This window comes from Desulfovibrio psychrotolerans, assembly GCF_013340305.1.
Taxonomy (GTDB): Bacteria; Desulfobacterota; Desulfovibrionia; order Desulfovibrionales; family Desulfovibrionaceae; genus Halodesulfovibrio; species Halodesulfovibrio psychrotolerans.
This window is the reverse complement of sequence record NZ_BLVP01000002.1, coordinates 1-18428: the sequence shown is the minus strand read 5'-3', so window position 1 is coordinate 18428 and position 18428 is coordinate 1. Positions and strand designations below refer to the sequence as shown.

At 58.4% G+C, this 18428-nt stretch carries 15 protein-coding genes; 12 read left to right on the top strand and 3 right to left on the bottom strand.

What is annotated here, in order from left to right; all coding sequences use genetic code 11:
- The first annotated feature begins 13 nt into the window (after window positions 1-13).
- The 7 genes from HUV26_RS02995 to HUV26_RS02965 all read left to right on the top strand — a co-directional run bounded on the left by HUV26_RS02995 (window position 14) and on the right by HUV26_RS02965 (window position 7580).
- Window positions 14-433 (top strand): PaaI family thioesterase, encoded by a 420-nt coding sequence (locus HUV26_RS02995; RefSeq protein WP_174408630.1) that lies wholly within the window; start codon window positions 14-16, stop codon window positions 431-433.
- A gap of 184 nt (window positions 434-617) precedes the next feature.
- Window positions 618-764, top strand: coding sequence for a hypothetical protein (locus HUV26_RS02990; RefSeq protein ID WP_174408629.1), 147 nt, complete (start codon window positions 618-620; stop codon window positions 762-764).
- A 117-nt stretch (window positions 765-881) separates the two neighbouring features.
- Window positions 882-1997, top strand: a complete 1116-nt coding sequence (gene potA / locus HUV26_RS02985; RefSeq protein WP_174408628.1) for a spermidine/putrescine ABC transporter ATP-binding protein PotA — start codon at window positions 882-884, stop codon at window positions 1995-1997.
- Entirely contained in the window at window positions 1981-2877 is an 897-nt protein-coding gene (potB, locus tag HUV26_RS02980; RefSeq protein ID WP_174408627.1) for a spermidine/putrescine ABC transporter permease PotB, read from the top strand. Before potA ends, potB begins: the two co-directional genes overlap by 17 nt.
- 75 nt (window positions 2878-2952) lie before the next feature.
- Complete coding sequence (potC, locus tag HUV26_RS02975) at window positions 2953-3696, top strand: spermidine/putrescine ABC transporter permease PotC (RefSeq protein ID WP_243451254.1); 744 nt, start codon at window positions 2953-2955, stop codon at window positions 3694-3696.
- Window positions 3696-4745, top strand: a complete 1050-nt coding sequence (locus HUV26_RS02970; RefSeq protein WP_174408625.1) for a polyamine ABC transporter substrate-binding protein — start codon at window positions 3696-3698, stop codon at window positions 4743-4745. The genes potC and HUV26_RS02970 overlap by 1 nt, the downstream gene beginning before the upstream one ends.
- A 318-nt stretch (window positions 4746-5063) precedes the next feature.
- Window positions 5064-7580: a response regulator gene (locus HUV26_RS02965; RefSeq protein ID WP_174408624.1), complete on the top strand. Its 2517-nt coding sequence runs from the start codon at window positions 5064-5066 to the stop codon at window positions 7578-7580.
- 119 nt (window positions 7581-7699) lie between these two features.
- Here HUV26_RS02965 and HUV26_RS02960 read toward each other — a convergent pair whose 3' ends face one another.
- Window positions 7700-9259, bottom strand: a complete 1560-nt coding sequence (locus tag HUV26_RS02960) for a cobyric acid synthase (protein WP_174408881.1) — start codon at window positions 9257-9259, stop codon at window positions 7700-7702.
- Between the two features lie 248 nt (window positions 9260-9507).
- Here HUV26_RS02960 and HUV26_RS02955 point away from each other — a divergent pair, with 248 nt between their 5' ends.
- The 4 genes from HUV26_RS02955 to HUV26_RS02940 all read left to right on the top strand — a co-directional run bounded on the left by HUV26_RS02955 (window position 9508) and on the right by HUV26_RS02940 (window position 14442).
- Complete coding sequence (locus tag HUV26_RS02955) at window positions 9508-10206, top strand: PilZ domain-containing protein (RefSeq protein ID WP_174408623.1); 699 nt, start codon at window positions 9508-9510, stop codon at window positions 10204-10206.
- Between the two features lie 14 nt (window positions 10207-10220).
- Window positions 10221-12356, top strand: a complete 2136-nt coding sequence (locus tag HUV26_RS02950; RefSeq protein WP_174408622.1) for an AsmA family protein — start codon at window positions 10221-10223, stop codon at window positions 12354-12356.
- 234 nt (window positions 12357-12590) lie between these two features.
- Window positions 12591-13820, top strand: a complete 1230-nt coding sequence (gene hrcA, locus HUV26_RS02945; protein ID WP_243451241.1) for a heat-inducible transcriptional repressor HrcA — start codon at window positions 12591-12593, stop codon at window positions 13818-13820.
- 40 nt (window positions 13821-13860) lie between these two features.
- Window positions 13861-14442, top strand: coding sequence for a nucleotide exchange factor GrpE (locus HUV26_RS02940; RefSeq protein ID WP_174408621.1), 582 nt, complete (start codon window positions 13861-13863; stop codon window positions 14440-14442).
- Between the two features lie 95 nt (window positions 14443-14537).
- Here the strand turns inward: HUV26_RS02940 and HUV26_RS02935 are convergent, their stop codons facing one another.
- Window positions 14538-16307 carry a HAMP domain-containing methyl-accepting chemotaxis protein gene (locus HUV26_RS02935; RefSeq protein ID WP_174408620.1) on the bottom strand — a complete coding sequence of 590 codons (1770 nt, stop codon included), beginning with the start codon at window positions 16305-16307 and terminating at the stop codon, window positions 14538-14540.
- Between the two features lie 572 nt (window positions 16308-16879).
- Between HUV26_RS02935 and HUV26_RS02930 the strand changes: the two genes are divergently transcribed.
- On the top strand, window positions 16880-17497 hold the full coding sequence (locus tag HUV26_RS02930; protein WP_174408619.1) for a DVUA0089 family protein: 618 nt from the start codon (window positions 16880-16882) through the stop codon (window positions 17495-17497).
- A gap of 433 nt (window positions 17498-17930) precedes the next feature.
- Here the strand turns inward: HUV26_RS02930 and HUV26_RS02925 are convergent, their stop codons facing one another.
- The gene (locus tag HUV26_RS02925) at window positions 17931-18263 is read right to left on the bottom strand and encodes a type II toxin-antitoxin system HicB family antitoxin (protein WP_174408618.1); all 333 of its coding nucleotides are present in this window, start codon (window positions 18261-18263) and stop codon (window positions 17931-17933) included.
- Window positions 18264-18428 lie beyond the last annotated feature (165 nt).

The window sequence follows — 18428 nt, the reverse complement described above, 5'->3', positions numbered from 1 at the left end:
AGGACACAACACCATGACCTTTCCCTCCCTGCACAGCTTTATTGAAAACGAATTTCCCTTCCATACGCTGCTCGGGCTGAAGGTGGACCACATTGACGAAGAATGCGTGCGCCTGTTCATTCCCTACAAGGAAACACTCATCGGCCACGCCAAACGCTCCATGATACACGGCGGGGTTATCTCCAGCCTTGTGGATATATGCGGCGGCTTTGCCGTGTGGACCCGCTGCAAGCCGGAAGACCACATAGCCACCATTACCCTGAGCGTGGACTACCTGCGCCCCGCCAGAGCGCACGATCTGTATGCCGAAGCACGGGTGCGGCTTTTGGGCAACAAGGTGGGCAACGCCCATGTGGTGGTGTGGTCCGCAGGCACCCGCGAGGTGCACGTGGCGGAAGGGCGCGGGGTTTACAATATCAAGCGGGGCGCATGACCTGCGGGGCGTGTGCCGGGCACAGAAAACGCCTCCTGCGCACGCGCCGGAACGCTACGCATAACCACCTGAATTTGTGGAATAACAAAAGGCATCTTCTTCCGGCTGAACAAAACACTTGAATGCCGTCCGGCATCGTGGCAGAAGCCTTGTAACGTCAATATGATTGAGGGCTTTTTCATTGATGAACAGGCACACTCCCTGCCATACCGTTCTGCTCACCTTGTACCACCGCGCGCGCCCCGTGCGGCGGTTCCGTCTGTCGCTGGGCGAGCAGAAGTCCGGCGAGCCCTACAGTACACGCCAGTTCCCCGCGCTGCCCACGACCTGAGCCTTATCCTTTCAGGCTCCTCCAGTCCGTCCCCGTAGCGCAGCACCCCGGTTGCGGTACGCGCCTTGGCGCGTCATTCACTGCAAGCCCCGGCCCATGCCGGGTTATGGAACTTAAATGGCGAACACGGACCCCATTTTCGAATTGCGTGGCGTTTCCAAGGTCTTTGAAGACACCTGCGCCCTTTCCGACATTGACCTGAGCATCCGCAACGGCGAATTTCTTACCCTTCTCGGACCTTCCGGGTGCGGCAAGACCACCATTCTGCGCCTGCTTTCCGGCTTTGAGACATCTACCACCGGCGATGTGCTGCTGGGCGGCAGGGTGGTGAACGATGTGCCGCCGGAAAAACGGCAGGTGAACACCGTCTTTCAGAACTACGCCCTGTTCCCGCATATGTCTGTGCGGGACAACGTGGCCTTTGGCCTGAAAATGGCGGGCGTGGACAAGGCAGCCATTGCCCAGCGCGTGCGCGATGCCCTGCGCATGGTGCATATGGAGCTGCTTGCAGACCGCCGCCCCGGCCAGCTTTCTGGCGGGCAGCAGCAGCGTGTGGCCATTGCGCGGGCCGTGGTGAACAATCCCCTTGTGCTGCTTCTGGATGAGCCGTTCAGCGCGCTGGACTTTAAGCTGCGCAAGGCCATGCAGCTGGAAATCAAGCAGTTGCAACGCTCGCTGGGCATTACCTTTGTGTTTGTTACCCACGATCAGGAAGAGGCGTTTGCCATGTCTGACCGTGTGGTGGTGATGAACGAGGGCCGCATAGTGCAGGTGGGCACGCCCAAAGAAATTTATGAAGACCCCGCCAACCTTTATGTAGCGCGCTTTGTGGGCGACATTAACATTCTGGACGCCACCATCTTTTCCTCCTCCAACGGCGGCATGTATTCCGCCGAGGTGGAGGGGGTGCCCATGAACCTGCATAGCAAGCGCACCTTTGCGGACAACTGTCCGGTAAAGGTGCTGCTGCGCCCGGAAGACCTGCGCGTGCACCGCGTGGCGGAAGGCATGCTGGACGAACCCCACCTGCTCGGGCGTATTGCCCAGACCGTCTACAAAGGGGCCACCGTGGACCTGCACATCCGGCTGGATGACGCCCACGGCGGCAAAACCCTTATGGGATCGGAATTCTTCAACGAAGACGACGAGGAAATCATCTACGACGCAGGCGAGCGTGTGGCCGTGACATGGGTGGACGGCTGGGAGGTGGTGCTGGATGCAGAAGATCACTAGCCGGTTCGCCAAGACCAGCATCGTTATCGTGGCCCTGTGGCTGAGCCTGTTCGCACTTATTCCGCAGGCCCTGCTGTTCATTGCCACCTTTCTGGAGCGCGGGCAGCAGGAATTTGTCGCTCCCGTGTTCACGCTGGGCAACTACGCCCGCCTGCTGGACCCGGTATTCCTGTTCATCTTCTGGGAATCCTTCCGCCTTGCGGGCATAACCACGCTGGTCTGCCTGCTGGTGGGCTACCCCTTTGCCTACATACTCGCCACCTCGCGCACATCCGTGCGCCCGTGGCTTCTGCTGCTGGTGGTTATTCCCTTCTGGACCAACTCGCTCATACGCACGTATGCCATGGTCATTATCCTCAAGTCCGGCGGCGTGCTGAGCAATCTGCTGCTCTGGCTGGGGCTGATCAGCGAACCGCTTTCGCTCATGTACACGGATGTTGCCATCTTCATAGGCTTTTCCTACACCCTGCTGCCGTTCATGATTCTGCCGCTCTATGCCGCCATTGAAAAGCTGGACATGCGGCTGCTGGATGCCGCCAAAGACCTTGGTGCCTCCGGCATGCAAACCTTCAGACACATTACCCTGCCGCTGACCATGCCGGGCATAGTGGCGGGCTGCATGCTGGTGTTTCTGCCCGCGCTGGGCATGTTCTATGTGCCGGAAATTCTGGGCGGTTCGCGCTTCATGCTGCTGGGCAACTACATCACCAACCAGTTTCTCGTGGCGCATGACTGGCCTCTGGGCGCGGCGGCAAGCACGCTGCTCACGCTCACCCTTATTGTCATGATCCTGCTGTATCTGCGCAGTGTGCGGGCATCGTCCCGCAACGGCAAAAACAGCAGCGGCGAAGACGACCTGCTGGCAATGGAGGGCGCCTAAATGTCCGATCAGCACAGCAGGGAACATGCCCGCGCAGGCTGGCGGCGGACGGTGAAGGGGCTTTCCGCAGCCTATATGTGGGCAGTGTACTTCTTCCTGTACGCGCCCATTCTGGTGGTTATGGTCTATTCGTTCAACAGCGCCCGGTTTGCCACAGACTGGCGCGGGTTTACCTGGGACTGGTACGCCAAGCTCTTTGCCAACCAGCAGCTTATGAACGCTGCCGTGAACTCGCTTATGGTGGCTACGCTGGCGGCAACCCTTGCCACGGCACTGGGCACCCTTGCGGCACTGGTGCTGCACCGCTACCGTTTCAGGGGGCGCAAGGTGCTGCACGGCTCCATCTTTGTGCTCACGGTATCACCGGATATTGTGATGGGCATTTCCATGCTCATCTTCTTCATCGCACTGCGCATACAGCTGGGCTTTGCCACGCTGCTCATCGCGCATGTCACGCTGTGCCTGCCCTTTGTGGCGGTGACCGTTCTGGCGCGCCTTGCGGAATTCAACGAGCACATTGTGGAGGCGGCAAAAGACCTTGGCGCAACAGAATCCAAAGCGTTCCGCTACGTCATTCTGCCGCTGCTCACGCCTGCCGTGGCAGCGGGGTGGCTGCTCAGCTTCACCCTTTCCATGGACGATGTGCTCATCAGCTTTTTCGTAACGGGGCCGACCTTTGAGATTCTGCCCCTCAAAATTTATTCCATGGTCCGGCTGGGGGTAAAACCCGATATCAACGCCCTGAGTGCCGTCATGTTCACCCTGACCGTGGTGCTGGTTCTTGCCGCCCACGCCCTGACCAAAGCGAGGAAAAAATGATGAAAAGACTGCTTCTCGCCCTTGCGCTGCTGCTTTCTGTCTTCGCCACCACGGCGGATGCCGCGCAGGAACCCGAAGAGGACAAGGTGCTCTATGTGTACAACTGGAGCGAATACATGCCGCAGGAGGTGCTGGACAAGTTTACGGCGGAAACCGGCATAAAGGTTGTCTACACCACCTACGAATCCAACGAGGCCATGTTTGCCAAGCTCAAACTGCTGCAGGGCAAGGGCTATGACATTGTGGTGCCTTCCACCTACTTTGTGTCCCTTATGCGGGAGCAGGGTCTGCTCAGCGAGATAGACAAGACCAAGCTGACCAACTTCCGCAATCTGGACCCCACAGTACTGGGCGGACCCTTTGACCCGGAAAACGACTACTCCGTACCCTACATGTGGGGTTCCACCGGCATGATGGTCAACACCAAGCATGTTGACCCCGCCACCGTGAAAAGCTGGAAGGACCTTGCCCGGCCTGAATTCAAGGGCAAGGTGCTGCTCTCCAGCGACATGCGCGATACCATGGGCATTGCCCTGAAGGCGCTGGGCTATTCCGTGAACACCACCAATGAAGAAGAGATCAAGGCCGCCTATGAGTTTCTGGTTGCCCTCAAGCCCTCCGTGCTGGTCTTCAATGTGGAATCCACCAAGCAGGCGTTCATAGGCGAGGAAGTTTCCATAGGCATGAGCTGGAACGGCGATGCCGTGATCGCCATGGAAGAAAACCCGGACCTTGCCTTCATCTACCCGCAGGAAGGCCTGCCCCTGTGGCTGGATTCGCTGTGCATCCCCTCCGGTGCCGCGCACAAGAACAACGCCCACAAATTCATAGACTTTACCCTGCGCCCGGAAATAGCCAAGCTCATCGTGGAGGAGTATCTCTATTCCACCCCCAATACGGCAGGGTGGGAACTGCTTTCTGACGACCTGAAGCAGAACGCCGCGGTGTCTCCCACCAAGGAAGACCTTGGCGCATCGGAATTCACCTCGTCCGTGGGCGAAGCCAAGGCTGTGTACGAACGCTACTGGGAACTGCTCAAAACCCGATAACCGACCGCAAACTTACCGGAGCAAAGCCGGAGACAGGCGCAGGCGGAAAAAGGCTCTGCCCGCTCAGGACGGCGGAACCAGCGAAAACCTGCTCCCGGAAATTCCGGCTTCTGCGGTACGAAACGACCTTGGGCAACACGGGGCGGCACAATCTTGTGCCGCCTTTTTTAATGCAGCATCCGTATAGAATGCTCTATGAAAAAATGCGGAGTGTATAATGGCGTGTACGGCTGTTTGTGTTATCCTCTTTTCAGGGCGGGAGATTTGATCACGCGGCGCAGGGGCGGATGAAACACAGATTCGTTGCCGGGGGGCAGCATGAAGTCGGAAATTGAACAGGCCCGGGAGCGCATTGCGCAACTGGAAGCGCAACTGAAAGCGCAGACGCTTGATGCAGAAGCCGACATGAGGGCCGTGCTGGACGCCACCGGGCAGTCCATACTGCTCATACGGGCAGACGGCATCGTACTGCACGCCAATAAAACCGCCGCCCGCAACTATGACAGATCCCCCTCTGACCTGATAGGCAGGAATATCCTCGAGGTACTGCCCGCCCCCGTTGCACGCCACAGACGGGCCATTCTGGACCGCTGCATAACGCAGAAGGCCCCTCTTGCCTTCACGGACACCCGCAACGGAAGAACCTTTGCGCACAACGTCTACCCCATTCTGGACGGCGACCACGTCCGGCGCTTTGCCGTGTATTCGGAAGACATTACGGACATTCTGCACAAAGACCGGGAAGTGGCCGCCTCACGCCACCAGCAGTCGGTGCTTCTGGAAATCCTGAGTCTTTCCCACACCACCGAGAGTCTGGACGCCCTGCTTGCCTCCATCCATGGCATTCTGCGCCGCGAAGTGCAGGCCGAGAATCTGTATGTGGTGCTCATGAATCCCCATGACGGCAGCCCCGACTACCGATACTGCGTGGATAGTGCATGGCAGGGCAATGCGGCCGCACGCCCCCCCTGCGGGTGGAAAGACAACCTGTTATGTCTGGAACCGCTGCGGCGCAACGGCGCGGTGCAGTTCTCCGGCACCGAACTGTGCGCGCTGAACGAATCCGGCGCACTGAGCACCCCCGCCCCCGTGCCGCTGGCGTGGCTGGGCATTCCCCTGCGTGTGCAGGGCAAGGCCATAGGGGTGCTGGCAACGCAGGAATACACGGAATCACGCGTCTATACCGAAGACGAAGTCTGCCTGCTCACCGCCTGCTCAGACCAGATAGCCATTGCCATAGAACGCAAGCGCGCAGAGGAGCTTATGCAGGAAAGCGCGGAACACTACCGCGCCTTTTTCGAGGACAACCACTCCGTCATGCTGCTGCTGGACAGCGCAAGCGGGGATATTCTGGACCTGAACAAGGCTGCGGAAGCGTATTACGGCTATCCGCGCCAGCGGCTTGCCGGAAAGAGCATCGCCTTTCTGAACCTCTTCCCGGAGGCAAAACTGCGGGAAGTGCTGTCCAAGCTTTCGGAACAACGCATCACCAACATCATTACCCGGCACCGCCTTGCCAACGGCGAAATGCGCGATGTGGAAGTCTATTCCGGCCCGTTCACAGTGAACGGGCGGCGCAGGCTCATCTCCATTGTCCACGACATAACCCGGCGGCTCAAGGACGAAGCAGCCCTTTCAGCCGCCAAGGAAGCTGCGGAACTCGCCAGTCGGGTCAAGGGGGAGTTCGTGGCGAATATCAGCCACGAGGTGCGCACCCCCCTGAACGGCCTTATGGGCATGCTGCAACTGTTGCTGGAAACGCCGCTTTCCGAGGAACAGTTCAGCTACATCCATACTGCGCTGCAATCTTCCAAAAACCTGCTGCGGGTGCTCAACGATGTGCTGGACTTCACCAAGATGGAAGCAGGCAAGCTCTCGCTGCTGGAATCAACCTTCCGTGTCAGCGACATACTGGACCACACCGCCAGCCTGTTCGCCCAGCAGGCGCGGGCCAAGGGCCTTACTCTGCAAGTCCGGAGTGACGGACTGCCCGGAGACCTGTACGCGGGCGATGACGGGCGCATCCGTCAGGTGTTGTTCAATCTGGTGGGCAACGCCATCAAGTTCACAGATTCCGGGCAGATCACGGTGGAAACCTGGGCCATGCCCGACCGCCAGCCGGAGTGCAGGCGGCTGTTCTTCTCTGTTGCCGACACGGGCATAGGCATTTCCCCCGCCCGTATCCACCACATTTTTGAACCGTTCACACAGGTGGACGGATCGCTCAGCAGGCGCTATCAGGGGTCCGGGCTGGGGCTGACCATTGTGAAACGGCTGGTGGAACTCATGGGGGGCGGCCTGCTGGTGGACAGCGAACCCGGTCAGGGCACCAGCATTACCTTTCACGTTCTTGTCAGGGAGCCCGCCAAGTCAATCTGCCTTCTTACGGCAACGGAAGACAGCGCTTCCGGCCTGCTGCAGCCTCTGCGCATCCTTCTGGTGGAGGATGAACAGGTGAACATGATCATGGCTCAGAGAATACTGGAGAAAATGGGCCACATGGTCACATGCGCCCGTAACGGCAAGGCCGGGCTGGAAAAGCTGCATGAACAACGGTTTGACGTGGTACTCATGGACATACAGATGCCGGTCATGGACGGTCTGGAAGCCACCCGGCGTATCCGCAACGCCGCAAGCCCGATGAATCCGCAGGACATTCCCGTCATCGCCGTCACGGCCCACGCCACATCGCGCGACAGGGACGATGCGCTGGAGGCGGGCATGGACGGCTACGTCATAAAGCCTTTCGAGCGGGATATCCTTGCATCGGCCATTCACTCCGCCCTTCTCAAACGGGCCTGCATACCGGGCGGCGAGTCCGGTGGCTACTGCTGACCTGCACGGCAGATGGCAAAGCGTCAGCCCGGTACCATTTCCAGACCAGGCGCACCCTTACCGGGCCAGAACAAACCTACCATGCCGAGCACTCTTACCGTGCCGGAACAGGTGCTCCCTCAGCGCGGCGCAATCCCCAGCAGCCGGTACACGGCCTCCATGTCCAGCGCTGCGCGAACGGCATCTGCCAGCCTGTCCAGAGCAGGTTCCAGCCCGTAGGGTGCCACCACCCTGCCCACGGGCGGCAGCCCGCGACGCACCCGCAACCTGTCAATGAACGCGCGGCGGAATGCATCCGCATCGAACAGCCCGTGCAGATAGGTTCCCCACACCCCGCGGTCGTTGGTGTAGCCTATGGGCGGGCCGTCATCCGCCACAACGCATGCCCGCGTTTCTGAAGAATCCGTCACACGTGTCTGCCCGTGATGAATCTCATACCCGCGCAACGGCAGGCCAAATTCCGTATGCGTGGCCGTAACCCGCGCCAGCACCTTGTCCGCGCCCATCACGGTGTGCACGGCCAGCAGGCCCAACCCTGCGCCGGAAGAACAGACCAGCCCGGCAGCCCGGTCAGACTCCACGCTGTGCGGGTCTTCCACCCGCTGCCCCAGCATCTGCAACCCGCCGCATATGCCCACAATTTCAGGGCCGCCCAGTTTGTCGCTGCTGCCGGTCCGTGCGTCTGCGCATGCCAGCAGGGCATCGGCCAGTCCGCTGGTGCGCAGCCATGCCAGATCGCCCAGAGTGTTCTTGGAACCGGGCAGGATAACACAGTCCGGCTGCCCCAGTTCGCCGGGATGCCGCACCACTCGCAGGGAAACATCCGGCTCCCCCGCCAGCGCATCCACATCGGTGAAGTTGGCTATGTGCGGCAGGTCTACAAGGGCGATATCCACAACTCCGGCAATGCCTGCGGTGCCCGCTTCAATACGCAGGGCATCCCGTCGCAGCGTGCGCCCGCCCAGCCCTTCGCGGAATGAGACGGAATCCTCTTCCGGCAGCCCCAGAGCGGTAATTTCCGGCACCACGCCCAGAAACGGTTTGCCCGTTCTGCGCGTGGTGTATGCAAGAGCGGGGTCGAGCAGCGAGGCGTCCCCCCGGAAGCGGTTCAGCACAAATCCGGCCACAAGGTCGCGCTCCCACCCGTCCAGCAATTCCATGGTGCCCACCAGCGAGGCGAATACGCCCCCGCGGTCGATATCGGCCACCAGCAGCACCTTGGCCCGCGCATACTGCGCCATGCGCATGTTCACAATGTCATGGGCCTTCAGGTTTATCTCTGCCGGACTGCCCGCCCCTTCCAGCACCAGTATGTCATGCTCTGCGGCAAGGGAGTCGTAGGCGGTGCACACGGTGCTGAAGGCCTGCGCTTTATAGGCAGTGTATTCCTTCACCCGCATGTTGCCCACGGGGTGCCCCATGACAATAACCTGCGAGCCCGTGTCGGAGTTGGGTTTAAGCAGCACCGGGTTCATGCGTGCGTCCGGTTCCAGCCTGCACGCAGCCGCCTGCACCGCCTGCGCACGGCCTATCTCACGCCCGTCCGGGGTGACAAAGGAGTTCAGGGCCATGTTCTGAGCCTTGAACGGCGCGACGGAAAATCCGTCCTGCAGCAGAATGCGGCACAGGGCGGCGGTAAGCACACTTTTTCCGGCATTGGAACTTGTGCCCTGCAACATAAGGGCGGGCGTTGTGTGCTGGCGGCCTGTCCGTTCTTCACTGTTCAGAGTATTACCAACCGAACTGTTGCGGATGATTCCATGATTTGGCATGCTGTACCCTGTATCCGTTTTCCCTTGCCAGAACCAGCGGTTTTCGCGACCCGGCAGAGAGACGGAGCACGCGGGGGGCGTGCCGGAAACCTGTTCGTGCCGCATGCACGCAAACAATAATGGACGGAACCAAGCTCCTGCGGGATAGACACTCTATGATTCAGATACTTGTCATCGCACGCGATAACAACGCCGGCAACGCCTACCTGACCATTCTGGAAAGGAACGGCATGACCGGCGTGCTGGCTTCGGAAACGCCGGCAGTGCTTCATGCGCTGCGCACCCTGCCGCTTCAGGGACTGGTCGTGAACATGCCTACCTACCTGCGCCTGCAGGGGCGAGGCAAGCATGTGATCAGCGAAGCCCTTTCCTGCTATCCGGTGCTCCGCTGCCGGGCAGACAACGAGACAGGCGTCATCACCGTCTTCGACCAGGGACACGAATCGCCGGAAACAGCCTTTGCCGGTTTTGCCCCCACATGCGCCAAGACAACGCCGCGCAGCATACGCCGCTCGGAACGCATATGGGCCACATGCAGCATTCTTCTGGCCCGCGAATCCAGCTTTGCGCCTGCCGTTACGGAACGCACCATCACCATGAACGCCTCGGAACAGGGAGCATTCTGTTTTTCCGTGGCTCACTGGCAAAACGACGATACCGCGTGGATTCAATTTCTGGACCTTGCGGACAAGACCCCCATCGTGGGCAAAGTCATCCACGCGCAGCGGTGGGGCAAAGGCTGCCGCATGCCGGGGTGCGGCGTGGAATTCACCTCCATGACGGATGCCCAACGCGAACAGCTGGCTGCCGTCCTTGCCGGGGCGCACAGTTTCATCGGTAAATCATATGTGTGACATGGGAGCATGACATGGGAAGAATTTTCAAGATCATCGGCATTACCGTGGCTGCGGGGCTGTTACTGCTTGTGGCAGGTATCGTGGCGTTGGTCACCCTTGTCGATCCTAACAACTACAAGTCCCGCATTGCCGAGGTAGTGCAGCAGCACACGGGCAGAACAGTGGAGTTCACGGGAGATATCAGCCTTTCCTTCTTCCCGTGGCTGGGGCTGGAAGTGGAAGGCATGCGCATCGGCAATCCCGAATCTTTTGGCGGAGGTGATTTTGTCAGCCTGAAAGGAGCCGGGGTGCACCTTAAGCTTATGCCTCTGCTCAAACGGGAGGTGGAAGTTTCCACCATCACCGTGAACGGCCTTGCGCTTAATCTGGTTCGCAACGCGGACGGGAGCGCGAACTGGAATTTTGCCCCCGCCACCGTCCAAGCCCCCCCTGCGGAAGGCACCCCACCCTCTGCCCCGATGGACGGCGACGGATTTGCGGACTCCAGCAAAGCGGCTCCCCTTGCCGCCCTGCTGGTGGAGTCGGTTTCCGTAACCGATGCATCCGTCCGCTACACAGACCACACGGCAAAAACAGAATACTCGGCGCGCAACCTCTCGTTTACCACGTCCGCCATCTCTCCCGGCAAGCCCGTGGACATTGCGCTGAAAACAGACTTTTCCTCCACTGCCCCCGCGCTGGAGGCCAACCTTGATCTGGGGCTGACCCTGCACATTGCCCACGACTTCACCCGTGCGGGCGTGCAGAATATGCGCCTTGCGCTGGATGCCAAAGGTGATACGCTTCCGGGCGGCGCGCTCTCCCTGCGCCAGCAAGGCAACGTAGATTGCGACCTGATGACGCAGATATGCGCCATTTCGGATTTTTCACTCTCTGCCTATGAAACGTCTGTAAACACCTCCGGCAGCCTGAACCTGGCGGAAGGCCCCGCCTACACCGGGCAGATGTCCATTGCCGGAGCGTTGCGCAAAACCATGGCCGCCCTCGGCACGCAGGTGGAGACAGCGGACCCCAAGGCGCTGGAGAACCTTTCCGTGGCCTTCGGCCTGGCAACGTCTCCGGCGAGCATAGAGCTTTCCGGCATCAAGGGCAGGCTGGATGATACGGACTTCTCCGGCGACCTGCGCATCCGCCAGTTTGCGCGTCCGGATATTAAGGCAGCCCTGAATGTTTCCGCACTGAATCTCAACCGCTACCTGCCGCCGGAACCCGCCGCAGGCAAGACGCCTCCCCCGGCACCCGCCCCCGCTCCCAAGGAATCGCAGCCTGCCCAGCAGGGTATTCCGCCGGAAACACGGCAGGCCCTGCGCAGCCTGTTGCTGGACGCCTCCCTTGCCGTTGGCTCGCTGACGGTGCAAAAGGTCACGCTTACGGATATTACCGTCAAAGCCACAGCAAAGGACGGGCTTATCCGTGTGAATCCCCTTTCCGCCAGTCTGTTTGATGGCCGGGTTGATGCGGACATGACAGCCGACCTGCGCAGCGCCACCACCCGTTCCGCACTGTCCTATGCCGTAAAGAATGTGCAACTGGACCCGCTCACCACCACCCTTGCGGGAGAACGCCGCGCATCGGGCACCGCTGCGGCTGCGTCCAGCCTGACGGCGGAAGGGGAAACATGGCCTGCCATCCGCTCCACCCTGAACGGCAACGGCTCATTCGCCGTGACGGACGGGGCTATCTACGGCTTCCAGATCATCCCGGAGGGAGCCAGGTCGCACCTTGCGGGCACAAATGCAGACAGGGTGGACGAAGCCACACGAAGACAGACCTTTGAACGGCTTTCGGCCAGCTATGTCGCACGCGCAGGGCGCATCACCAACAACGACCTTGCACTGGTTTCGCCCAATCTGAATGGAGAAGGTGCAGGCATTGTGGACCTGCCGCGAGACAAGATTGACTACAAAGCCACCATCCGCGTCACAGGTCTGCCGCCTCTGCCCGTAACCGTTACCGGCACGCTGGCCAACCCGCGTTATGGCTTCGATGCAAGCGCGTTTTTGCAAAACACGTTGAAGGGCGTACAGAACCTGCTGCCCATTCCCGGTCTCTCCGGCGGAGGAAACGGCTCGCAGGACTCCGGAACACAGCAGGCGAACCCGCTGGAACAGCTGGGCAAGGGATTGCAGCAGATGTTCAAAAAGTAGCAGGCGCGGCTGCATGATTGCAAACCATGCCGGGTAGATAGAAAACACCACCACTCTTTTTACAACGCCGTTCCCTTGACAGTAGGGAACGGCGTTGTTACCCGTGAAGTCTTACCGAAGAATATTGCGCACAGCGATAGTGCGCCATATTGCAACCCCGGTGCGGCGCAGCAGACCGCAACGGTTCGTCCGTTCACGGAAATTACGGCTATTCAGGCAACCCAAGGTGCTTCCATGACTCTCGCCAAGCGCGAAGCCGATGTGCTTTCCACAATCATCGAATCCTACATCGAAACGGCCCTGCCCGTGGGGTCCCGCACTGTTGCCGGTGCCTCGCGGCTGCGCCTTTCTGCCGCGAGCATGCGAAACACCATGGCAGACCTGACGGACAAGGGCTATCTGGAACAGCCCCACACCTCTGCGGGGCGCATTCCCACGGCCAAGGCGTTCCGGGTGTATGTAGATTCGCTGCTACGGCTGCGCCCCATATCACGCGAGGAAAAGGGAGAGATACTTTCGCGCCTCACGCAGCAGGGGCTGGAAATAAGCCAGATGCTGCAGCAGGCATCTGCCATGGTTTCCTCGCTGTCGCATCAGGTGGCATTGGTGCTTGCCCCCGGCGGCAACGATGTGCGCTGGCGGCGCGTAGATTTCGCCCTTCTGGCGGACAAGCTTGTTCTGGCCGTGCTGGTTCTGGATGGCGGCATTGTGCGTAACCGGGTGGTTCCGGTGGAGGGACATGTCACCGCCGATGAACTGACAAGTTTTGCCAACTATCTGAACTGTCATTACACGGGCCTTACCCTTTCCGAAGCCCGCCTGCGCATTCTGAACGAAATGCACAACGCGGAGGCGCATCTGGAGCAGCTGTGCAGCCGCGCCCTGCTTCTGGCGCGGCTGGCCTTCAGCGACCAGCAGGAAGAAGAACGGCAAATTTTTGTAGACGGCACCCTGACCCTGCTGGACAAGGCAGAATTCACCGATTCCGGCCGCATGCGCGAGCTGCTTGCCCTGCTTGAAGAACGTTCCCGCCTGCTCAGGCTGCTGGACAGCACCATGCGGGGTACGGATGTGTCTGTCTCCATTGCCCCTTCCCTTGCAGAGAATCCCGGCGAGGTTGACCCCGACCAGACTCTCTTTGATGAAACGGGAGCCAGCTACGGCAAAGGCAGAACCGGAATCAGCTCCCGGCATCTCATGGCCGGGACAGCACGAGAAGGTGAACGCCACGCGCTGCCGGGAAGGCTGACAGCATACCACGCTGCCGTAAGACCTAAAGAATCAGGCGCAGACCGGGAACTGGTGGGGCTGAGCGTGATAAGCGCGCCCTATGGCGGCGACACACCTCTTGGCGTGGTGAGCGTTATAGGCCCCCTGCGCATGGATTATGGCACGGTTGTGCCTGTTGTGGACTGTATTTCAAAATCCCTTTCCACCCTGCTTAAAGACCGGTTTTCCGCTTAGCGGGACCGGACCTTTCATCTCTCAAGGAGCATAGATCCCCATGGTAAAAGATACGGTTGAACTGAGCGAGGAAGCCGCAGAGCAGTTGCACAAGACCAGAGAAGATGCCCCCGCGCAGGAAACCACCATTGAACTGACCGACGAGGAGCTCATTGCCCTGTGCAAGGCGCGGGTCTGTCCTGCCTGCAACGAAAAGGTCAGCGCGGATGAACAGCGCCTGCGGGCACTGGCGGAGATGGACAACTTCAAAAAACGACTGCAGCGCGAAAAGGAAGAACACGCCAAATACGCGGCGGAAGGTGTTCTTGCAGGGCTGCTGCCCACGCTGGACAATCTGGGCCTTGCCATTGACTACGGGCGCAAGCTGGAAGGCTGCAAAGATATGCTCATCGGTGTGGACATGACCCAAAAACTGCTGCTGGATGCCGTAGCCCAGCACGGGCTTGTTCCCGTGGGCACGCCGGGTGAGCCATTCAATCCGGAAATTCATGAAGCCATCGGTCAGGAACCCTGCGACTGCACACCGGAAGGACATGTAAAGCAGGTCATGCAAAAGGGGTATCGGCTGAAGGAGCGCCTGCTGCGCCCTGCCAAGGTGCTCATCGCCTCCGGCAAGGCATAAACCACCCTTTCCCCCCTTTATAAAAAACAGAGCCTCCCCCGGAGCACTGCGCGTCGGGGGAGGCTTTTATTCTCTGCGTAAGGGAGCGGGAAAAACTATCCCTTCTTCATTTCCTCAATAAGTCTGCGCAGATTTTGCGCCTGTTCCGCCAGTTCACCTATGGCTTGCGCGGACTGGTTCATGGCGCTGGCCGTTTCCTGCGATATCTGGTCAATCTCTTCCACGCTGCGGTTTATCTGCTCACTGGCGGAGGACTGCTCCTCGCTTGCGGTGGCTATGCCCCGCACCTGATCAGCTGCCCGTTCCACCAACCGGACAATCTCCTGCAACGCCTGACCGGACTTTTCGGCAAGTTCCGTGGCCTGCCCTATGGCAGAGACGGAATGCTCCACGTTCTCCAAGTTCTTGCGGGTGCCCTGTTGTATGTCTGCAACGGCCTGCCCCACTTCCTTGGTGGCGGTCATGGTCTTTTCCGCCAGCTTGCGCACCTCGTCGGCCACAACGGCAAATCCACGCCCGGCGTCTCCCGCGCGGGCAGCCTCTATGGCCGCGTTCAGGGCCAGCAGGTTGGTCTGATCCGCAATGTCGGAAATAACATTCATGATCTGGCCTATACCTTCCGCCTGCTTGCCAAGGGTGCCCATATCGTTCTTCATCACCGCAGAGGCCTGCTGCACTTCCGTTATACTCTTCACAGCCTGCGAGACAACATTCGCACCTTCTGCGGCCTTGGCTCGGGCAACGCCTGTTGCTTCAGATGCCTCGGATGCATTACGGGCCACTTCCAGCACGGTGGCATTCATCTGTTCCATGGCGGTGGCGGTTTCACCCACTCGCTGGGACTGCACTTCCGTTCCCCTGCTGGACTGCTCCACCTGTGCGGAAAGCTCCTCGCTGGCAGTGCTGATAATCTCCACCACGCCCTCAAGCTGGGTTGCCGCCTGCATCATCCCTTCAGCCTTGGCACGCTCTGCACGGGCTTTGGCCTCGTTGGCTTCTTCCATGGCAACTTGGGCACGGCGGGCTTCTTCTGCAGCTTCAGCAGTTTTTTGCTCAGCTTCGGCAATCTTGGCCTTCATGGTTTTCACCATGCCCTGCATCACGGCGTACACTCCGCCTTCCTTCTTTTGGGGGCGGAAAGCCACATTCAGGTTCCCGCCGGCAATGGCGGACGCCACGCCGTACAGGTAGCCCGGGTCTTCACCCAGTTGCGAAGACACATTGGCGGTTATGAACAGGGCCGTACCTGCCGAAAGCGCCACAATACACCCCAGAATAATGTACATGACCATGGTCGCGTACTCGGCTTCTGCGGTGTTGCTGTCTGAAATTTCCTTGGCCCGATTCTCCTTCAGCAGTTGAACCTCATCAATAATCGTCTGATATCTGCGCGCTGTTTCGCGCATGGCACCGTCCACCAACGCGCGGGCTTCACTCCTGTTCCCCGCTTCGGCCAGCTTCAGCACCTGCTCGGTCATGGCGAGATATTCCTCACGGGCACTTCGCAGGCTTTCCAGCAGCTTGCGGTCTTCCGGGGTATGCTGCATGGCCGGTGCAAACCGTTCGAGCCGATCCGAGATAACCTTCTGAAAACCGCGAATCCGCTCAGTGCTTTGCTGGACATGAGTTAAATCTTCCGCCGTTGCGGCTTCACGCACATTCAGCCGGATACGCTGAAAGGCGACAGCTATCTGCCCAATATCTGCCAGAGGGACAGTTGCAGTTTCATAGAGCATGGTATCGTTTTCATCAATTGTCTTCATCTCATACACGCCAAAAACACCTATAAATATTGATAAAATCGTTACCACCGCAAAGCCGGAAAGCAGCTTGCTGCGGAGAGTCAAAGAATCGAGCATTGCCATACGCATCTCCATCGCTGCTAACATATCAAAAATGAAATTGCCCTCAAACGTCATATCGCCGTGCAACCTCAGCCATATCGAACCGCCTGCGTAACAGGGAGATTCTGAAGAACACAGGGATTACGAAGGTAAACCATACCACCGGTGGTAATAATTGCAAAGTCAAATCGAAAGTCAGCCACCCTCTTTCTTTGTGCCGAAGCTCTTTAGTGCGCAGGGCGTGTAATCATCTCAATAATTTCTCCGCCAATCACACCGAAAATCCGCGCAACTGCCCTTTGCCGCCAAGGGTGGTGTACTCACACGCAACAAGGCAGCAGCCGAGTGCAAAGGGCGCAAGCAGCGGGCTGGAACGGGCTCGCTGATAAGCGTGATGCGTGAACACCAAAAGCCGTTCACGTATTCAAAAAACGGGAGGCACAACATGAGATAACAGTATCGATTTGTTGTAAAATATGCCCACACTTTTGTCGGAAAAGTTAACACTTCCATCGGGTTCCAGAAAGAATAGTGTACAAAACCGAATAGTTCCTGGAGGAACACTTCTTGCTTAGGCAGATCAGGGGGAAATTATGAGACGCACACTATACTTCATTGTGGTGGGATTGCTGGCAATCACAGCCTCCACCGCAAAGGCAGCGGACTACGACTACTTTGGAACCATACGCTACCACAACGAGATTCTTCAGTTTAACTTTTCAGTCCTCACATCTGACACCAGAACATTTTTCTCATCGTCATGGGATGATGGTGGCTTTGACCCCACGCTTGCGCTCTGGGATGAGTTTGGTAATATAATAGCATTGCAAGATGATGGACTATACACAGGATCAACTACTTCAAACGGAGTTTCATATACTCACGGAGTGTGGGACACGTTCTTATCAGTGTTTCTTGACCCGGGAAACTACATCCTCACCATGACAGTGTATAATAATTTTAACAACGGAACAAATTTATCTGACGGATTCTTTTTGCAAGACGAATACCCTATACTCCTCACCGCATTAGAGCCATCTGCTTATGGAGTTAATCAGGACTTCTATGCCTTCCACATACTGAATGTAGAAACGGCAACAGGACCTGGGGGCCCCATTCCCACACCGGAACCCTCCGCCTTCCTCCTTTTTGGTTCCGGCATCATAGGCCTTATTGTCTTTACGCGCCGCAACCGCGTGGCAACAAAATAGCCATCCATATATCTTCATTAATTCATATTCAAAAACAAGCCCCCGGACGCATTGGCTCCGGGGGTTTTGCTTTGGAAAAATTTCATCAGTGCGGTTAACACTGCCAATCCAGATACTGTGCAAGCCTGCTAAACAGTCGCAGTTCACCAACACGCCCTTGCCAATCCAAACTCCGCGCCGCAGCACTTTGCCTCCAAGGGTGCAACCTTTCACGGGACCAGAGGGTGCCTCAGGCAGGGCTTGCAGCACCTTGTAACGTGCATGTGTACGGCTCGATTCCATCTCGCCTACATCTGCTGCTCGCTAGATTGGAATCTGTAACGCTTCTGCGTCGCTGACAGATTCTGGCACATCAAGCCAACAGAATAAGACCTCAAATACACTCGACATTCAACCCTTTGCATTTCACCGCGGGGCGCCTGCCTGAAGTTCGTCATGCGTGTGTCGCGTTCTTAAGGGTGTCCACAACCCATTTATTGACACTTGTATTGGTGGTCTCCGCTGCGGCAACTACGGCGGCATGCACTTCGGGAGAGAGTCGCAGTGTCAGGCGACCAGAATAAGGGCGGTCAGGCTGTTGCCCAATTGAAGCACACGCTGAAAGGTAGTTATCCACGGCTTCGTGGAAGGATTGCTCCAACTCGGAGACGGATTCGCCATGGAAACCGACGATATCCTTGATACCAATGATGTGCCCGACGAATATTCTGTCTTCAGAAACAAACTCAACCTTGGCGTAATAACCCTTATACTTCATGGCGTTCATGGTTTGCTGACTCCTATGCGTTGGAGGAACGTGCGGGCGTCTTCAATTCTGTATCGCAATGCCTCTTTGCCCGGATGAGGCCTGATCCTGCTACAAAGTTGTGGATACCCAGTTAAGCTACTATCCTGACTCAAACAGGAGCAGTGGATGAGTAACACACGACGA

Coding starts and splice junctions, on each gene's coding strand:
- HUV26_RS02960 (WP_174408881.1), bottom strand. CDS start 9,259: ATGTTGCAGGGCACAAGTTCCAATGCCGGAAAAAGTGTGCTTACCGCC.
- HUV26_RS02950 (WP_174408622.1), top strand. CDS start 10,221: ATGGGAAGAATTTTCAAGATCATCGGCATTACCGTGGCTGCGGGGCTG.
- HUV26_RS02940 (WP_174408621.1), top strand. CDS start 13,861: ATGGTAAAAGATACGGTTGAACTGAGCGAGGAAGCCGCAGAGCAGTTG.
- HUV26_RS02955 (WP_174408623.1), top strand. CDS start 9,508: ATGATTCAGATACTTGTCATCGCACGCGATAACAACGCCGGCAACGCC.
- potA (WP_174408628.1), top strand. CDS start 882: ATGGCGAACACGGACCCCATTTTCGAATTGCGTGGCGTTTCCAAGGTC.
- HUV26_RS02990 (WP_174408629.1), top strand. CDS start 618: ATGAACAGGCACACTCCCTGCCATACCGTTCTGCTCACCTTGTACCAC.
- HUV26_RS02995 (WP_174408630.1), top strand. CDS start 14: ATGACCTTTCCCTCCCTGCACAGCTTTATTGAAAACGAATTTCCCTTC.
- hrcA (WP_243451241.1), top strand. CDS start 12,591: ATGACTCTCGCCAAGCGCGAAGCCGATGTGCTTTCCACAATCATCGAA.
- HUV26_RS02925 (WP_174408618.1), bottom strand. CDS start 18,263: ATGAACGCCATGAAGTATAAGGGTTATTACGCCAAGGTTGAGTTTGTT.
- HUV26_RS02930 (WP_174408619.1), top strand. CDS start 16,880: ATGAGACGCACACTATACTTCATTGTGGTGGGATTGCTGGCAATCACA.
- potB (WP_174408627.1), top strand. CDS start 1,981: ATGCAGAAGATCACTAGCCGGTTCGCCAAGACCAGCATCGTTATCGTG.
- potC (WP_243451254.1), top strand. CDS start 2,953: ATGTGGGCAGTGTACTTCTTCCTGTACGCGCCCATTCTGGTGGTTATG.
- HUV26_RS02935 (WP_174408620.1), bottom strand. CDS start 16,307: ATGGCAATGCTCGATTCTTTGACTCTCCGCAGCAAGCTGCTTTCCGGC.
- HUV26_RS02970 (WP_174408625.1), top strand. CDS start 3,696: ATGAAAAGACTGCTTCTCGCCCTTGCGCTGCTGCTTTCTGTCTTCGCC.
- HUV26_RS02965 (WP_174408624.1), top strand. CDS start 5,064: ATGAAGTCGGAAATTGAACAGGCCCGGGAGCGCATTGCGCAACTGGAA.